Raw genomic sequence first — 16,354 nt, forward strand, 5'->3', positions numbered from 1 at the left:
GACGTACTGGGTGCCGGTGGTGCATTGATTACTTCAACGGAAGCGGCGAATGGGTTGGTGAACAAGGCGGTATTGCGCAGTTGGTTGACGGCGTTGGCCAATAATGCGCAGATCACTGTGACTGCCGAAGTAAACTTTGGGGGGGGGACAAATAGGGCAGATGCGGTCGGATTTTCTTCAACGAACTACACGATTAAGCAGCGGGTCTTTCTTGATGATTACACGCCGTTCACTGGTAATAACTTGAATGGCTGGGTTAACTATTCGAATACGGGGTCTGATGGTTATATTACAAGTGAGGCCGGAAATAGTTTCTGGAGGTTGATTGGGAAGTATACGAGGCAAGGAGGGTTGACTAAAACATATGGCACGCAACCGCCGGGCACTTATGAAATCAGCTTTAGATACCGGGCAAGTGCGCTGCCGCCGGCTGGCCAGTTGCAGGTTTATTACTTGTTTTATCCAGATCATCAGTCTAGATCCATCACAATAACGGCCCTCAATGTATGGCATAACTCTGTACAGACTATTGTTATGAATGGTGGGTGGACGCACTTGATACTGACTTATCTGGGTAGTCAAAAAGATGGTGGGGCATATGATTTTGATGATATTAGGATTCGGCAAATAAGCAAGTGATTGTAAGCTTTTGGGTTGCTCTACTCAGCCGGTGCGGTGTGCAGTAAAGGCTTATGTTCGCATTGGATTGAAGTTTATACCGGAATAGATGTTTTGCATCTGTTCCGGTTTTTTCAATGGTCAGTCAAATCTGCCAGTGTTTAGACGTTTTCGCCAATCTCGCACGCATTGCATCAACATTGGTCAATAATTGAAACGTCAACATCCGATATCCATCCTGTGCAATTTGAATCGGCGGATCCAGCGCGGACTGACTACCCGTGATATTGCCCGAGCGCTCCAACCGCTCCGTCACCCCCGATTTCAACGCCCGCGCCATGCCCACCAATTGGACGCGAATCTGCCTATTCTCGGCCTTCAACATCACCTGCATGCGTGCCATGGCCTGTTCATCCTGAGGATTAGGGCGCGTGTTGCCTAGAATCTCCAGGGTGCTGATGCAAAGGCGCAAGTGCCGCTGGATTGCGTCCAACTCCGTCATGGAAATCCGCACCTCCTTGGACACCGACGGCATCAGCGAGCGCAATTGCAGCATCGCCGCGTTCAGGCGATTCAGCAGTTTGAAGTGCTCATCATCGGTGACTGATCGCCCACTGATAATCCGGCTATAAATCTCGGCACAGTCACGCAACGCACTGGCCAGGTTGTAGCGCCACGAATACACCGCATACAGCGGCAGGGCGAACGAGAACGCCAACGCCAGCACAATCCCAATCAGGATATCCACGGTGCGCCACAAGCCGTCCGATACGGGATTGTCCCCGTGCCCGGCGACGATAAACACCGTGATCGCCGACAGCAGCGCGATGTACCCGCCCTTGCCGATGGCGTGATAGGAAAAGAACCCGCACACCACCGACATCAACAGATAGGTCAACAGCGGCTGGCCGAGCCAGGCCTGTTGCAGCACCAGCAGCAAGCCGACGCTGGCGCCGATCAAGGTGCCGTAGGCGCGTTCCACGGCCTTTTTGCCGATATTGCCGTGGTGTTGCAAGCCGCCGATCACGATGAGCATGGTCACCGACGCCCATTCACCGTGGGGCAGGTTGATGCCGGTGGTCAGCAGGATCGTCGCCAGCAAGCCGATGGACACGCGCACGGCGTGGATCAGTTTGGCGTGGCGATAGCGGCGGTAGGGGTCGAGCAATGGGCGCAGCAGGCGCCGGGCGAAGAGGGGCAGGTTCATCGGTGGTAAAGGGGCCTCGGTAGTCAGGAATAACGCGGTCCAAATGTGGGAGCGGGCTTGCTCGCGAATGCGGTCTATCAGTGACAGATGTACTGGCTGATCCACCGCATTCGCGAGCAAGCCCGCTCCCACATTTTTGTACGGTGTGGTGTCAGAAAATATAGTCGGTGGTTAAAAAGCTTGAGTCACGGTTTTTCAGGATATCGCTGACCAGCGCCTTGTTGCTCTCCTGGAACTTGGTCGCCACCAACGTGCGGATCGAGAACACGCGCAAGGCGTCATGCACCGACAGCGTGCCCTCGGCCGAGTTCTTGCGCCCGTTGAACGGGAACGTGTCCGGCCCGCGCTGGCACTGGGCATTGATATTGATGCGGCCGACCTGGTTGGCGAAGGTGTCCACCAGCTTGCCGACGGCCTCGGGGTTGGTGCCGAAAATACTCAGTTGCTGGCCGAAGTCCGAGTCCAGCACGTAGTCGATCACGGTCTCCAGGTCGCGGTAAGGCACGATCGGCACCACCGGGCCGAACTGTTCTTCGTGGTACACGCGCATCTGCGGGTTCACCGGGTACAACACCGCCGGGTAGAAGAACGAACCGCGACTTTCGCCGCCATGGGCGTTCACCACCTGGGCGCCATGTTGCGCGGCATCGGCCACCAGGCCGTTGAGGTAATCGACCTTGCCGGCTTCCGGCAGCGGCGTCAGCGACACGCCGTCTTCCCACGGCATGCCGGGTTTGAGGGTGGTCAGCTTCTGGTTGAATTTCTCGATAAAGCGTTCGACCACGTCTTCATGCACAAAGAGGATTTTCAACGCGGTGCAACGCTGGCCGTTGAACGACAAGGAGCCGGTGACCGCCTCGCTCACGGCGTTGTCCAGGTCCACTTCGGGCAACACGATACCGGGGTTTTTCGCATCCAGACCCAGGGCCGCGCGCAAACGGTGTGGTTTTGGGTGCAGCTTTTTCAGGTCGCTGGCGGCCTTGTTGGTGCCGATAAACGCGAAGATGTCGATCTTGCCGCTGGCCATCAGCGCGCTGACTGTCTCACGGCCGCTGCCGTAGATCACGTTGATCACCCCGGCCGGGAAGCTGTCACGGAATGCTTCCAGCAAGGGGCGGATCAACAGCACGCCGAGCTTGGCGGGTTTGAACACCACCGTGTTGCCCATGATGAGCGCCGGGATCAGCGTGGTGAAGGTTTCGTTGAGCGGATAGTTGTAGGGGCCCATGCACAGCGCGACGCCCAGGGGTACGCGGCGGATCTGGCCGAGGGTGTCTTGCTCCAGCTCGAAGCGGCTGGAGCGGCGGTCGAGTTCCTTGAGGGCGTTGATGGTGTCGGTGATGTAGTCGCAGGTACGGTCGAATTCTTTCTGCGAGTCCTTGAGGTTCTTGCCGATCTCCCACATCAGCAACTTGACCACGGCGTCGCGCTGTTCACGCATGCGCCGTAAAAAGGCTTCGACATGCCTGATGCGGTCGACCACGCGCATCGTCGGCCACTCGCCTTGGCCGCGGTTGTAGGCGCGCACGGCGGCGTCGAGGGCGGTGAGGGCGGTGTCGGCGTCCAGTAGCGGCGTGCTGCCGATATGCACGCGCTTTTCACCGAGTTGCACCGGGCTTTGCACTTGGGCCAATGGGCCGTTCCAGACCTGCAACTGGCCATCGACCAGGTAATCACGCTGTTCAATGGGCGCTGCCAGGCGGTATTGCTCGGGAATATCGTTGGCGGTGGCGGGAAACAGCTCGTCGAGCAGGTTGCTGGTGGTCATGTCGCTACTCCTGGAATAGTTGCAAAACATGACTAGAGAGTCACCCAACACAGGGCTCTATGGCAAGGCTTGCGCGCTTTCTTGTACGCCTGCGGGTAAACTGCGCGGCTTTCTTGAAGGAGTTCACATGAGTCAGTACCAGCCGGGCATTCTTGCCGCACCGGTGCCGTTGCAGGCACGCCATCTGTTTTTCGCCGTGGATTCATTGGCCGCCGTGCCCGCTGCGCTGGATGCGCTGGTGCAGTTGGCAGACGCGCAGGTGGTGGTCGGTTTTGGTGAGCCGCTGGTCAACGCGTTGGATGCACAGATCGACGGCTTGCGCAGCTTTCCTGCCGTTAGCGGCCCGGGTGCGCACAACCCGTCCACTCAACAGGCGCTGTGGGTGTGGTTGCACGGCGTCGACCGTGGCGAACTGCTGTTGCGCAGCCGCACCTTTGAAAAGGCCCTGGCCCCGGCGTTCAGCCTGGTGCAGATGACCGAGGGCTTCCGCTACAAGACCGGCTTCGACCTCACCGACTACGAAGACGGCACCGAAAACCCCCACGACGACGCAGCCGTTGAAGCTGCCCTGACCGACAGCGGCGCCAGCTTCGCCGCGATCCAGCAATGGCAGCACGACCTCGATGGCTTTGCCGCCTTGCCGGCGCAGGAGCGCGACCACATCATCGGCCGTCGCCATGGCGACAACGAAGAACTCGACGACGCCCCGGAATCCGCCCACGTCAAACGCACCGCCCAGGAAAGCTTCACCCCGGAAGCCTTCGTGGTGCGTCGCTCGATGCCGTGGGCCGAGAATGGTCAGGCTGGGTTGATGTTCCTCGCGTTCGGGCATTCCTTCGATGCGTTCGAAGCCCAGCTGCGCCGCATGAGTGGGCTGGAGGATGGGATTGTTGATGGTTTGTATCGCATCAGCACGCCGTTGACGGGGGGCTACTACTGGTGCCCACCGGTCAAGGACGGGCGCCTGGAGCTGAGTGTGCTGACGCGCTGATCTAAGCGAGCCATTCAACCTCGCCACTGTGTAGGCGGTAAATGCCGCCGACGATGTTCAATTGGCCTTTGGCCAGTGCCTCGGTCAGCAGGCTGGACTCGCGCTTGAGCCGCGCCACGGTGTCCCGGACATTTTGCGCAATCGCGTTGTCGAGGAGATTGCCGGGTGCTTTCAACACCTTGTTCACCGAGGGTTTGAACGCATTCGCCAGGCCCTGGATCTTGCCGGGGAACGTGGCGTTGTCTGTGACAGCCTTGACACCGGCCGCGACGGCGCCACAGCTGTCATGCCCCAGTACCAGGATCAGCGGGGTGTTCAGCACCGCGGCGGCGTATTCGAGGCTGGCGAGCCCGTCATTGGTGACGAAGTTGCCCGCGACGCGGACTGAAAAAAGTTCGCCCAGGCCCGTGTCAAACATGTACTCAGGGGCAACCCTTGAATCGGCGCAGGCCAGCACCGCTGCGAACGGACGCTGGCCGTTGACCAGCGCCGCGCGTTCATCCATCAGGCCGCGGCGCTTTGTGACATCCGCGGCGTATCGACGGTTGCCTTCCTGCAGCCGCGCCAGGGCTTGTTGTGGGTTTGTAACAGCCGGTGGAGCAGCCACTTCATGTGCCAGCGCAGGCGGCAATGCACCCGCCAAGAGCAGTGCCCCTGCGCCGGCGGTGGCCAGTCGTAGAAAGTTGCGGCGGTCATTCATCAAGGTGGGTGGGACGGGTTGGTGGGCGTTGTCCATCGATTGGCTTCTCGTAGTGGTTGGAACAGAGAAGTGCCAAGGTTGCAAACAATGCTGCGCAAGACTGTAGGAGCCCTCTGACTGAGGCGTAAACGTCGGCATTGGACATGAAGATATTGACAGCTGGCCAATCAGCCGCTGAAAAAAATTGCCGCTGCCCGTACTCTAGACACCTTTGTCACCCGTGCGGATTGTTCATGTCTTCAGTTGCCGATGGGCTGCCCCTCAATAAACGCCTGCCGGCCGTGATCGCAATCTCCCTGGGGATCGGCATGGCGACCCTGGACACGGCCATCGTCAACACGGCGTTGCCGACCTTGGCCGAGGGCATTGGTACCGACTCGGCCTCGGTGATCTGGGTGGTCAACGCCTATCAACTGGCGATCATTGCCATGGTGCTGCCGTTTGCGTCGCTGAGCGAGGTGTTGGGGCATCGCCGCGTGTACCTCGGCGGGTTGCTGCTGTTTATCGTCTCGTCGCTGTTCTGCGGGCTGGCCGGTTCGCTGGAAACCCTCACCGCCGCGCGGGTGGTGCAGGGGCTCGGGGCGGCGGCGATCATGAGCGTGAACGCTGCGTTGCTGCGGCATATCTATCCGTCCCGCATGCTCGGGCGTGGCCTGGGCTATAACTCGCTGGTGGTGGGGTTGGCGTTTACCCTTGGGCCGACGGCGGCGTCGGCGATCCTGGCGGTCACCACTTGGCACTGGCTGTACCTGATCAATGTGCCACTGGGCGTGTTGGCCCTGGCGTTGGGCTTGCGCTCGTTGCCGACCCTGCCAATGACCGGGCATGCGTTTGACCGGCTGGCGGCCTTGCTGTGTGCCGGATTGTTCGCCCTGCTGGTGTTGGGCCTGGGCACGGCGGTGCAGGGAGCCCAGGGTGCGTTGACCCTGGGCTTGATCGCGGTGGCGTTGGTGTGCGGCGCCTTGCTGCTGCGCCGACAGGCCGGTCACCCGGCGCCGATGCTGGCGGTGGACCTGTTCAAGCGGCCGGTGTTTGCCTTGTCGTCCCTCACCGCGATTTGCGCGTTCAGTGCCCAGGGCCTGGCGTTTGTGTCGTTGCCGTTCCTGTTGCAGGCGGTGCTGGGCCATAGCCAGGTGGAAACCGGTTTTCTGATGACGCCGTGGCCGGCCGTCGTGGCGGTGATGGCGTTGGTGGCGGGGCGCTTGGCGGACCGCGTGTCGCTGGGCGCGCTGTGCGGCATCGGCCTGTTGATGCTGAGCCTGGGCATGGCGGCGCTGGCCAGCCTGGGCAATGAAGCGTCGGCCTTGGACATTGGCTGGCGCATGGCTTTGTGTGGCGCCGGTTTTGGTTTCTTCCAGTCGCCCAACCTCAAGGCCATCATGACCAGCGCGCCGCTGGCCCGCAGCGGTGGGGCCAGTGGCATCGTGGCGATTTCGCGGTTGCTGGGGCAGACGCTGGGGGCGTCGTTGGTGGCGCTGTGTTTCCACCTGTTCGTCGACAGCGGCCCGCAAACGGCGTTGTGGCTGGGCTGCGTGTTTGCGTTGGTGGGCGCCGTGGCCAGCGTGTTGCGTTTGCTGCCCTATGGAAAAAAGCCCGCCAGGCCGTTGTAAAACACGCGGGGGGAGGGCTACCGTGGCGACCTGAATATTTCGGGATGTTTCAGATTTATGACCGCCCTGGCCCAACGCACTGCTGACACCCAATCCCGCCGCGCTGCGCTGACCCTGGCTTTATGCCTGCCCAGCGATGTGTTGCTGTACCTGCTGCTGCCGATGGAGTCCCAGGCCTTCGGCATCACGCTGGCCCAGGCCGGGGTATTGCTGGCGGCCAACCGCCTGGTGCGGATTTTCGGCTACCGGCATGTGCTGAATTTCTACGCGCGCAACGGCGACCGCCTGACCTGCATGATCGCCGCCGGCGCCGCGATGCTGTGTGCCTTGGGCAACTCGATGTTGTCGGGCTTTGCCGCGTTGCTGGGGTTGCGGTTGGTCTGGGGCCTGTGTTTTGCCGCGTTGAATCTGTCGACCCAAGTGCTGGCGACGTCGGAACCTGCCGGTGCGGCACGCCGGGCCGGACGTTCACGGGCAGTGATCGCCCTCGGGCCGATGCTCGCGCTGCCGCTGGGTGGTTGGCTGACGTTATGGGCCGGGCCGCGGCCGATCTTTCTGATCCTCGCCGGTTGCTGCCTGGTGGGCCTGTGGGTGGCGCGTGGCTTGCCCGTCGCGGGCCATGATCTGCACAGCAGCGGGCGCCGCTTCAAGTGGCCCGACAGCGTGGCGATGTGGTCGTTTATCGAAGGCGTGGCGTTGGATGGGCTGTTTATCTTTGGCCTGTCGATCCAGGCGCAGAAGATCCTGGGCGGCGATGCGGTGTTGATCGCCGGCGGGTTGATGGCGCTGCGCTATGTCTCGGAAATGCTCCTGAGCCCTTTGGGGGGGCGCGCGGCCCAGCGCTTTGGCGCGACCTCGATGTTGCTGCTGTTCTCGTTCATGAGTGCGCTGGCCCTGACGGCGTTTGCCAGCTACTGGGTGATCGTCGGCGCGGCGGCGGTGCTGGTGTTGCGCGCGCTGCAACTGCCGCTGGTGACTACCCTGGTGGCCGAACGCAACCCCGGTGCGATGCGCGTGTCGGCTCTGGCCTCGAATGCGGTGTGGCGTGATATCGGCGCGGGCCTTGGGCCGTTGTTGGCGGGGTTGTTGCTGCCGGTGGCGTCGGCGCCGCTGGTGTTTGGTTTGGCCGGCGCGGCGATTGCTGTGAGTGCGTTGTTCTGCTGGCGCGCCGGCAGGCTCGCTTAGCCGCGCAGGTGTTCCAGCCAAGCCGGATCAAGGCGTGTTTGTTCGGTCTCGATGCCCAGCGCCTGCACTTTCGCTTTATGCGCCTCGACCTCGCTGAGCAGTTGCGCCTGGGCGCTGGAGTTGGCGTCAAGGGCATGCATCTGCGTCAGCCCCAGGTGGTAGAAACGCAGCAGTTTGAGCGCCGTCGGGTCGTTGGCCTGCACGCCCTCCGTGACCTTGTGCATCACATTGGTCACGCTCATCAGGCTGCGCTTGAGCTGCCAGCCATACACCGCGGGCGCCAGCCACGGCTGGGTCCAGAACGGGCCGCGCACCAGGGCCAGGGTGATCAGCACGCCGGCAAATACGCCGCCGACGTTGAAACGGAAATTGTCACCGCCCGGCTCGCCGAACAGCATCACCGCCAGGCTCGACAGCAACATCGCCAGCGCGAGGAACAGCACCGCCACGATCAGCGTGCTGCGGCGGGTTTGGCGGCGGTAGGTGACAGGGTCGCAGGGTTTGAGCTCGAACATCCGGGGCGGTCTCCAGTGGCGTAGGCGCGCATCTTCGCACATCGCACATGAAGAGCCCCGCTTCGGCGGGGCTTTTGGTTACTTGGGCGCGGTCCACGTCACCTCGGTGACGCCGAATTTCTCGGCCCAGGGCCGGGTGGTCTTTTTCACTTGCTCGTGACCGACGCGGCCGATGCGGCTCACGTGGGCAATGTCGGCGTCCACTGCCGCCCAGTGCCAGGCCTCGGCGTTGTTCATCACATCGGCGCGTACCACAAAGGACTTGGGTTGACCGTGTAGTTGGTAATTGATGGTGTAGATTTTTGCGCTACTCATGTTGCCTCCCTGTGTTGTTATAAATGGATAGGGTGGCGTTCAAAAAGGTTCATTCAAAATGACAATCTGCACATCGGCGCGGCATAGTGTCGCCTCCGCCCCGTGCCCAAGGATTGCGCCATGCCCGACCTGACCCATCGCCAGCTTTACCTGCAACGCCTGGGCTACGACACGCCGCCTGCACCCACCCTGCAAACCCTGCGTGACCTGCAACTGCGCCATGTGTGCACCTTTGCCTTTGAAAGCCTGTCGACCTTGCTGCGCCTGCCAGTACCCATCGACCTGGCCAGTGTCGAGCGCAAAGTGCTGCTCGATGGGCGAGGGGGTTATTGCTATGAGCTGAACCAGATGTTCCTGGCCCTGTTGCAGGAGCTCGGTTTTGACGCGCGCGGTATTACTGGCCGTGTGGTCATGGGCGGGCCGGCGGATGCACGCACGGCACGTACCCATCGCTTGAGCCTGGTGACCCTGGACGGGGTGCGCTACATCACTGACGTCGGCTTTGGCGGCATGGTGCCCAGCAGCCCGCTGCGGTTGGACAGCGAGGCGGATCAGGCGACGGCTCACGAATTCTATCGCCTGACACACAACGCGGACGACAGCTACACGTTGTGGGCGGAAGTCGCCGGGGAGTGGCGTGGGTTGTATGTGTTCGACCTGCAAGAGCAGGCGGATATCGACTATGAGATTGGCAACTGGTACGTGTCCACGCATCCGGGTTCGCCGTTTCTCGGCCAGTTGAAAGTCGCGCGGTTGGCGGCGGGCAAGCGCTACACGTTGAACAACGCCCACTATGCGGTCCACCACCTGGATCGGCCCAGTGAAAAACACACGATTAAACAGGCCGATGAACTCCTGGCGCTGCTCAGGGAAACCTTTGGGATTCGCTTGCCGGAGGACGGGTCGTTGGTTGAGAAAGTTAATGGCTTGATAATGGCATCTAGCTAGAAATATCGAGATAGAGCCATCGCTGAACCGTTTTACCTCTTTGTCTGCGCAAATGAATGCGAACCTTTTTCCTACATTTAGGCTCGAAGCGGTTCCGGAGTAATTTGCTCACCAGACAAGGAGCTGTAAAACGATGTCCAAGCTATTCGGAAAATTCCTCAAGAACACCTCGGTATTTGCGCTAGTCGCAGCGCCTGCCATGGTGTTCGCCGCACCGCCGACAGGGCCGATTTCCACCTTCGGTATCCTGGGTGCCTACAACGACTTCAAGCTCGAAGGCGGCAGCCAAAGTGACAAGGACAACATGCCCGAAGCGGGCCTGTTCTATAACTTCGGCAACAAGCTCACCGCTGAGTCCGGCTTTATCTACCAGGCGGGCGTTACCGCCAAGTACGGCAAAAAGAGCGACAACAAGCTCAAGGACGGCCAGGCCGACCTGGACCTCGGCTGGCGTGCCGCGCTGGATGCGCGCAACTCGGTCGATGTGATTGCCGGTGGCGGCTACAGCTGGACCCGCTACGAGCTGGACTCCAACAACGAAGACCTGGAGCTCACCAGCAAATCGCCATTTGCCAAGGCGGCGCTGGGCTACAACCATCAGTTCGATGACATGACCCTGCGCGTCGAAGCCGGCGCCCGTCGCACCCTCGACGGTCGGGCCAAGATCAAGGTAGACGGCCTGGGCAGCGATACCGTGGACCTCAAGGACCGCACCAACCCCTACGCCGAAGTCAGCCTGTTGATGAACCAGAAGGGCGACCTGCCGGTGGTCGCGGGCCTGTATTACACCCGCACCGAGTACAAGCTGGATGAAGATTCCGAGGTGGCGGATAACACCAAGCTCAAGCGGGATGAGTATGGGGTGAAGGTCGGTATCGCGTTCTGACGCCAGCACCGAGTAGCACATGTGGGAGCGGGCTTGCCCGCGAAAGCGGTAGATCAGTCGAAGCATCTGTGACTGACACTACGCATTAGCGGGCAAGCCCGCTCCCACATTTTTGACCGCGTTCGTCAGAAGAATCCGGTCACATGTCAGGGAGCGGTGTGACGATTCGAGCACATAGTTGTGGCGAGGGAGCTTGCTCCCGTTGGGCTGCGTAGCGGCCCCGAATCCGGACACTGAGATTTATCAGGGATAACGCGGTGACCTTTTTGGGGCCGCTTCGCGCCCCAGCGGGAGCAAGCTCCCTCGCCACAGGAATTCCTTGTGGAATTTACTCATCGCAACAAACGCAAAACGGCGCCCGAAGGCGCCGTTTTGTTTACCACATCGACTTAAACGATCAAACGCCCAACACCGCATGCTGCACCAAAGTGAGCAACGGTTGTGGGTACACACCCAGGAAGAACGCGAGCAGGGCGATGGCCAGCAGCATCACGCCGCCTGCCTTCTGTTCCCAATGCAGCTCGGCATCCACACGGCGCAGGTTTGGCTCGATCAGGTACAGGGTGACCATCACGCGCAAGTAGTAGAACACGCCGATGGCGCTACCCAGCACGAGGGAGGCAACCAACCACCATTCGTGGGCTTCAACGCCGGTGGCGACGATGTAGAACTTGCCGATAAAGCCCGCAGTCAGTGGAATGCCGGCCAGGGACAGCATCATCACGGTGAGTACGGCGGTCAGGTACGGACGGCGCCAGAACAGGCCGCGATACTCGTACAGGGCGTCGGCGTCACGGCCTTTGAACGGCGAGGACATCAGCGTGATCACACCGAATGCACCCAGGCTGGTGATCACGTAGGTGACCAGGTACACGCCCATGGCTTCCACGGCCAGGCCTTTGCTCGCCACCAGGGCGATCAGCAGGTAGCCGAAGTGCGCGATGGAGGAGTAACCCAGCAGACGCTTGAGGTTGTTCTGGGTCAGGGCCAGCAGGTTACCGAACAGGATCGACGCAATGGCGATCACGGTCAGTACGTCGCTCAACACGCCGGTGTTGGCAGCAGGGGAGATCTGGAACAGACGCACCATCACCGCAAACACAGCCACTTTCGACGCGGTGGCCAGGAACGCGGCCACCGGCGCCGGGGCGCCTTCGTACACGTCCGGGGTCCACAAGTGGAACGGCACCAGCGACAGCTTGAACGCCAGGCCGATCAACATCATCGCCAGGCCCAGTTGGGCAATCGGCGCAGGCATGCCGGTGGCGGCCAGGGCGTGGCCGATACCGGTGAAGCTCAGGCTACCGGCTTCGGCGTAGAGCAGGGCCATACCGAACAACAGGAACGCGGAACCGGCAGCCGACAGCACCATGTACTTGATGCCGGCTTCCAGGGAGCGCTTGTTGAAGAAGGCGTAGGCCACCAGGCCGTAGGTCGGGATCGACAGCAGTTCCAGGCCGATGAACAGGCCCGCCAGGTGCTGTGCGCTGACCAACACGATGCCACCGGCCGCAGCCAGCAGGATCAGCAGGTACAACTCTTCGCGGTTGCCTGGGTAGCCGGTGCCGCCTTCGCCGAGGTAGGCGTGGGCGAGGGTGACGCAGGCCAGTGTGGCCACCAGGATCAGCGCGATATACAGCAGGGCAAAGTCATCGACCATCATCAATGGCGTGACCGCCAGTGGCGCGACCTTGAGGGCCGGGATGATCGACAGCAGGGCCAGGTTGAGACCGGCGCAGGACAGCAGGAACGTTTGCGAGTGATTGCGGCGCCAGGCGATGGCCAGCATCACCGCGACAACGGTGAGGCTGGTAATCAGCAGCGGCGCAAGCGCGATAAAGTGTTGGATCGTGAATTCCATAGCGCTCTTACCGGGCCGAAGCGAGTTGAGAGAAGGCGGTGCCGAACCACTGCTGCACGCCATGCATCGTCGCGGCAGAAGTGTCCAGGAACGGTTGCGGGTACACGCCGATGTAGATCAGCAATACCGCAAGGCCGAGCACCATGATCAGTTCGCGAGCATCCATCCCTTGCAGGACGGTGTCGGACTTGGCCGGGCCGAAGTAGGCGCGGTGGATCATGATCAGCGAGTAGACCGAACCGAACACCAGGCCGGACGTCGCAATGGCACTGATCCATGGCGTCTGCACGAAGGCACCCATCAGGATCAGGAACTCGCCGATGAAGTTGCCGGTACCCGGCAAGCCCAGGGACGCGGCGGCGAAGAACAGGCTGATCGCCGGCAGGTACGCGATGCGCGACCACACGCCACCCATTTCACGCATGTCACGGGTGTGCAGGCGCTCGTACAACTGGCCACTCAGGATAAACAGGGCAGCGGCGGAAACACCGTGGGCCAACATCTGGATCACCGCGCCTTGCAGCGCCAGTTGGCTGCCGGAGTAGATGCCGATCAGTACGAAGCCCATGTGGGAAACGGACGAGAAGGCAATCAGACGCTTGATGTCGGTTTGGGCGAAGGCCAGGAAAGCACCGTAGAAGATCCCGATCAGACCCAGGGTCATGGCGATCGGCGCGAACTCGGCCGAGGCATTCGGGAACAGCGGCAGGGCGAAACGCAGCAGGCCGTAGGCGGCGGTTTTCAGCAAGATACCGGCGAGGTCCACGGAACCCGCGGTCGGCGCCTGGGCGTGCGCATCAGGCAACCAGGAGTGGAACGGCACCACCGGCAGCTTCACCGCGAACGCGATGAAGAAGCCCAGCATCAGGATGTACTCGGTGGTCAGGGACATCTTGGTTTTCAACAGGTCGGCGTAGTTGAACGTAATCACGCCGGTGGTGTTGAAGTTGACCAGTACCAGACCCAGGATCGCCACCAACATGATCAGGCCGGAAGCCTGGGTGAAGATGAAGAACTTGGTCGCCGCGTAGATCCGGGTTTTCTTGCCATCCGAAGAACTGTGACCCCAGAGCGCGATGAGGAAGTACATCGGCACCAGCATCATTTCCCAGAAGAAGAAGAACATGAACAGGTCGAGGGCGAGGAACACGCCGACAACGCCGCCCAGGATCCACATCAGGTTCAGGTGGAAGAAGCCCACGTGACGCTGGATCTCTTTCCAGGAGCAGAGTACCGAGAGGATACCCAGCAGGCCGGTCAGCAGGATCATCAACAGCGACAGGCCGTCGAGGGCCAGGTGCACGTTGATGCCGAAGCGCTGGATCCACACGTGCTTGAATTCAAGCGCGAACGTTGGATCGACACCCGGTGCCGGAGCAAATGAATAGTCGCCATGGGCCCACAGCCAGAGGCCGAGCGCAAGTTCCAGGGACATGGTCAGCAACGCAATCCAGCGGGGGAGGGTGGCGCCGAAGCGTTCACCCATCCAGCAGAGCAGGCCGCCGATAAAGGGGATCAGGATTAGCCAGGGCAGAATCATGACAGGCTCGTTTCCTTTCGCAAGTTCGCAAAGTTGGCAAAGTTCATAGTCAGACCGCTACCACGACGATGGCGCCGATCACCAGTACCGCACCGGCAGCCATGGAAGCAGCGTACCAACGCAACTGGCCAGTCTCGCTGCGGCTCAGGGCGGTGTGACCGGCCTTGGCGGCGCGCGGGATCAAACCGATGGTCTGGTCGAGCGGGTCTTTGCGCAGTACATGGCTGATGGCCAGGTATGGCTTGACGAAGAGTTTGTCGTAGATCCAGTCGAAGCCCCAGGCAGCGAACCACCAGGCTGACAGGAAGCGGCCAATGCCACTGTTGGCCACGGCGGTCACGAAGCGACGCTTGCCGAGGAACAGCAGGGCCGCCAACAGGATACCGGCGATGGCAATGGCGCCCGAGGCGATTTCCAGGCTGTGCTTGGCAGCGCCACCGGCATGGCCGGCGCTTTCTGGCAGGACACCGGCCAGGGGTGGCGTGATCAGGGCGCCGACGAACGTCGACAGGATGATCAGCACCGACAATGGCAGCCAGTGGGAGATGCCGTGGCCTGCGTGCGCTTCGGTCTTGGCTTCACCGTGGAAGGTGATGAAGATCAGGCGGAAGGTGTACAGCGAGGTCATGAACGCACCCACCAGGCCTGCGTACAGCAGGTTCTGGTTACCGCTGGCGAACGCTTCCCAGAGGATTTCGTCCTTCGAGTAGAAACCGGCGGTCACCAACGGCAGGGCGGCCAGGGCGGCACCACCGACGATGAAGCTGGCGTAGGCCAGTGGCAGTTTCTTCCACAGGCCGCCCATCTTGAAGATGTTCTGCTCGTGGTGGCAGGCAACGATCACCGCACCGGACGCAAGGAACAGCAGGGCCTTGAAGAAGGCATGGGTCATCAGGTGGAAGATCGCCGCGTCCCAGGCGCCAACGCCCAGGGCCAGGAACATATAGCCGATCTGGCTCATAGTCGAGTAGGCGAGGATACGCTTGATATCGGTCTGTACCAGCGCGGCGAAGCCGGCCAGGACCAGGGTCACGCCGCCAACGATGCCCACCAGGTGCAGGATGTCCGGCGCCAGGGTGAACAGGCCGTGGGTACGGGCGATCAGGTAGACACCGGCGGTTACCATGGTTGCGGCGTGGATCAGTGCCGAAACAGGAGTAGGGCCGGCCATCGCATCCGCCAGCCAGGTTTGCAGCGGCAGTTGCGCGGATTTACCCACGGCGCCGCCCAGCAGCATCAGGGTCGCCAGGGTGATCCAGAAGTCGCCGACCTGGAATTTCTGCGGCGCCAGCACCAGCAGTTCCTGGATGTTCAGCGTGCCCACCTGTTGGAACAGGATGAACAGGCCGATGGCCATGAACACGTCGCCGATACGGGTGACGATAAAGGCCTTGAGTGCCGCGTTACCGTTGTTGCGGTTGCTGTAGTAGAAACCGATCAACAGGTACGAGCACAGGCCCACGCCTTCCCAGCCGAAGTACAGGAACAACAGGTTATCGCCCAGTACCAGGAACAGCATGCTGGCGATAAACAGGTTGGTGTACGAGAAGAAGCGCGAGTAACCGGCTTCACCGCGCATGTACCAGGACGCGAACAGGTGGATCAGGAAGCCCACACCCACCACCACGCCGAGCATGGTGATCGACAGGCCGTCGACGTAGAGAGCGAAGTTGGGCTTGAAGCCCTCCACCGACATCCACTGCCACAGCACCAGGGTGTAATGGCCACCTTCCGGCGGCGCCACGTTGAATTGCCAGATGACGTAGGCGGTCACGATGGCCGACAGGCCAATGGAGCCCACGCCCACCAGGGCCGACAGGTTTTCCGACCAGCGCCCGCGAGAGAACGACAGCAGCAGGAAACCGATCAGGGGGAATACGAAAGTCAGAAAGATCATGTTCATCCGCGCATCTCACTGGCAGCGTCGATATCAAGCGTGTGGAAGCGACGATACAGTTGCAGCAGGATCGCCAGGCCAATACTGGCCTCGGCGGCTGCCAGGCTGATCACCAGGATGAACATGACTTGTCCATCCGGCTGGCCCCAACGTGCGCCGGCAACGATGAACGCCAATGCGGCGGCGTTCATCATGATTTCCAGGCTCATCAACACGAACAGAATGTTACGGCGGACCATCAGGCCGACCAGGCCAAGGCAGAACAGGATGCCGGCGACCGCCAGACCATGCTCCAAAGGAATAGCAGGCATCG

15 protein-coding genes are annotated in these 16,354 nt (G+C 61.2%); 6 read left to right on the top strand and 9 right to left on the bottom strand.

Annotated elements, in window-relative coordinates; translation table 11 throughout:
* Positions 1-639: hypothetical protein (locus tag J1G37_RS17505; RefSeq protein WP_207043756.1), on the top strand; the 639-nt coding region annotated here is incomplete at its 5' end.
* Positions 640-763: 124 nt separating this feature from the next.
* Here J1G37_RS17505 and J1G37_RS17510 read toward each other — a convergent pair.
* Together J1G37_RS17510 and J1G37_RS17515 are read right to left on the bottom strand one after the other, a co-directional pair.
* Positions 764-1,825, bottom strand: coding sequence for an FUSC family protein (locus J1G37_RS17510; protein ID WP_207043758.1), 1,062 nt, complete (start codon positions 1,823-1,825; stop codon positions 764-766).
* Positions 1,826-1,976: 151 nt separating this feature from the next.
* Entirely contained in the window at positions 1,977-3,593 is a 1,617-nt protein-coding gene (locus J1G37_RS17515; protein WP_207043760.1) for an NADP-dependent glyceraldehyde-3-phosphate dehydrogenase, read from the bottom strand.
* A 127-nt stretch (positions 3,594-3,720) separates the two neighbouring features.
* On the opposite strand from J1G37_RS17515, the gene J1G37_RS17520 reads away from it, so the two are divergent.
* Entirely contained in the window at positions 3,721-4,584 is an 864-nt protein-coding gene (locus J1G37_RS17520) for a Dyp-type peroxidase (protein ID WP_207043762.1), read from the top strand.
* 1 nt (position 4,585) lies between these two features.
* Here J1G37_RS17520 and J1G37_RS17525 read toward each other — a convergent pair whose 3' ends face one another.
* Entirely contained in the window at positions 4,586-5,320 is a 735-nt protein-coding gene (locus J1G37_RS17525) for a carbonic anhydrase (protein WP_207043764.1), read from the bottom strand.
* A 197-nt stretch (positions 5,321-5,517) separates the two neighbouring features.
* Between J1G37_RS17525 and J1G37_RS17530 the strand changes: the two genes are divergently transcribed.
* Together J1G37_RS17530 and J1G37_RS17535 are read left to right on the top strand one after the other, a co-directional pair.
* A complete protein-coding gene (locus J1G37_RS17530; protein WP_207043766.1) occupies positions 5,518-6,894 on the top strand; it encodes an MFS transporter in 1,377 nt (458 codons plus the stop codon).
* A 57-nt stretch (positions 6,895-6,951) separates the two neighbouring features.
* Positions 6,952-8,079: an MFS transporter gene (locus J1G37_RS17535; RefSeq protein WP_207043767.1), complete on the top strand. Its 1,128-nt coding sequence runs from the start codon at positions 6,952-6,954 to the stop codon at positions 8,077-8,079.
* Here J1G37_RS17535 and J1G37_RS17540 read toward each other — a convergent pair.
* The gene (locus J1G37_RS17540) at positions 8,076-8,594 is read right to left on the bottom strand and encodes a DUF3087 family protein (protein ID WP_207043768.1); all 519 of its coding nucleotides are present in this window, start codon (positions 8,592-8,594) and stop codon (positions 8,076-8,078) included. The genes J1G37_RS17535 and J1G37_RS17540 overlap by 4 nt on opposite strands.
* Before the next feature lie 78 nt (positions 8,595-8,672).
* Positions 8,673-8,909: a DUF6555 family protein gene (locus J1G37_RS17545; protein ID WP_017737140.1), complete on the bottom strand. Its 237-nt coding sequence runs from the start codon at positions 8,907-8,909 to the stop codon at positions 8,673-8,675.
* A 120-nt stretch (positions 8,910-9,029) separates the two neighbouring features.
* On the opposite strand from J1G37_RS17545, the gene J1G37_RS17550 reads away from it, so the two are divergent.
* The gene (locus J1G37_RS17550) at positions 9,030-9,857 is read left to right on the top strand and encodes an arylamine N-acetyltransferase (protein ID WP_207043769.1); all 828 of its coding nucleotides are present in this window, start codon (positions 9,030-9,032) and stop codon (positions 9,855-9,857) included.
* A 133-nt stretch (positions 9,858-9,990) separates the two neighbouring features.
* Positions 9,991-10,743 (top strand): outer membrane beta-barrel protein, encoded by a 753-nt coding sequence (locus tag J1G37_RS17555; RefSeq protein WP_207043770.1) that lies wholly within the window; start codon positions 9,991-9,993, stop codon positions 10,741-10,743.
* Between the two features lie 397 nt (positions 10,744-11,140).
* Here the strand turns inward: J1G37_RS17555 and nuoN are convergent, their stop codons facing one another.
* From nuoN to nuoK, 4 genes are read right to left on the bottom strand one after another with little or no spacing between them, the layout of a single operon-like run.
* On the bottom strand, positions 11,141-12,604 hold the full coding sequence (gene nuoN / locus J1G37_RS17560; protein WP_017737144.1) for an NADH-quinone oxidoreductase subunit NuoN: 1,464 nt from the start codon (positions 12,602-12,604) through the stop codon (positions 11,141-11,143).
* Between the two features lie 7 nt (positions 12,605-12,611).
* Positions 12,612-14,144 carry an NADH-quinone oxidoreductase subunit M gene (gene nuoM / locus J1G37_RS17565; protein WP_017737145.1) on the bottom strand — a complete coding sequence of 511 codons (1,533 nt, stop codon included), beginning with the start codon at positions 14,142-14,144 and terminating at the stop codon, positions 12,612-12,614.
* 49 nt (positions 14,145-14,193) lie between these two features.
* Positions 14,194-16,047, bottom strand: a complete 1,854-nt coding sequence (gene nuoL / locus J1G37_RS17570) for an NADH-quinone oxidoreductase subunit L (protein ID WP_124527868.1) — start codon at positions 16,045-16,047, stop codon at positions 14,194-14,196.
* Complete coding sequence (nuoK, locus tag J1G37_RS17575; protein WP_003174727.1) at positions 16,044-16,352, bottom strand: NADH-quinone oxidoreductase subunit NuoK; 309 nt, start codon at positions 16,350-16,352, stop codon at positions 16,044-16,046. Before nuoK ends, nuoL begins: the two co-directional genes overlap by 4 nt.
* Between the last annotated feature and the right edge of the window lie 2 nt (positions 16,353-16,354).

The sequence above is a fragment of the Pseudomonas sp. Marseille-Q1929 genome (assembly GCF_017316265.1).
Lineage (GTDB): Bacteria > Pseudomonadota > Gammaproteobacteria > Pseudomonadales > Pseudomonadaceae > Aquipseudomonas.

Coding starts and splice junctions, on each gene's coding strand:
- J1G37_RS17510 (WP_207043758.1), bottom strand. CDS start 1,825: ATGAACCTGCCCCTCTTCGCCCGGCGCCTGCTGCGCCCATTGCTCGAC.
- J1G37_RS17515 (WP_207043760.1), bottom strand. CDS start 3,593: ATGACCACCAGCAACCTGCTCGACGAGCTGTTTCCCGCCACCGCCAAC.
- J1G37_RS17520 (WP_207043762.1), top strand. CDS start 3,721: ATGAGTCAGTACCAGCCGGGCATTCTTGCCGCACCGGTGCCGTTGCAG.
- J1G37_RS17525 (WP_207043764.1), bottom strand. CDS start 5,320: ATGGACAACGCCCACCAACCCGTCCCACCCACCTTGATGAATGACCGC.
- J1G37_RS17530 (WP_207043766.1), top strand. CDS start 5,518: ATGTCTTCAGTTGCCGATGGGCTGCCCCTCAATAAACGCCTGCCGGCC.
- J1G37_RS17535 (WP_207043767.1), top strand. CDS start 6,952: ATGACCGCCCTGGCCCAACGCACTGCTGACACCCAATCCCGCCGCGCT.
- J1G37_RS17540 (WP_207043768.1), bottom strand. CDS start 8,594: ATGTTCGAGCTCAAACCCTGCGACCCTGTCACCTACCGCCGCCAAACC.
- J1G37_RS17545 (WP_017737140.1), bottom strand. CDS start 8,909: ATGAGTAGCGCAAAAATCTACACCATCAATTACCAACTACACGGTCAA.
- J1G37_RS17550 (WP_207043769.1), top strand. CDS start 9,030: ATGCCCGACCTGACCCATCGCCAGCTTTACCTGCAACGCCTGGGCTAC.
- J1G37_RS17555 (WP_207043770.1), top strand. CDS start 9,991: ATGTCCAAGCTATTCGGAAAATTCCTCAAGAACACCTCGGTATTTGCG.
- nuoN (WP_017737144.1), bottom strand. CDS start 12,604: ATGGAATTCACGATCCAACACTTTATCGCGCTTGCGCCGCTGCTGATT.
- nuoM (WP_017737145.1), bottom strand. CDS start 14,144: ATGATTCTGCCCTGGCTAATCCTGATCCCCTTTATCGGCGGCCTGCTC.
- nuoL (WP_124527868.1), bottom strand. CDS start 16,047: ATGAACATGATCTTTCTGACTTTCGTATTCCCCCTGATCGGTTTCCTG.
- nuoK (WP_003174727.1), bottom strand. CDS start 16,352: ATGCCTGCTATTCCTTTGGAGCATGGTCTGGCGGTCGCCGGCATCCTG.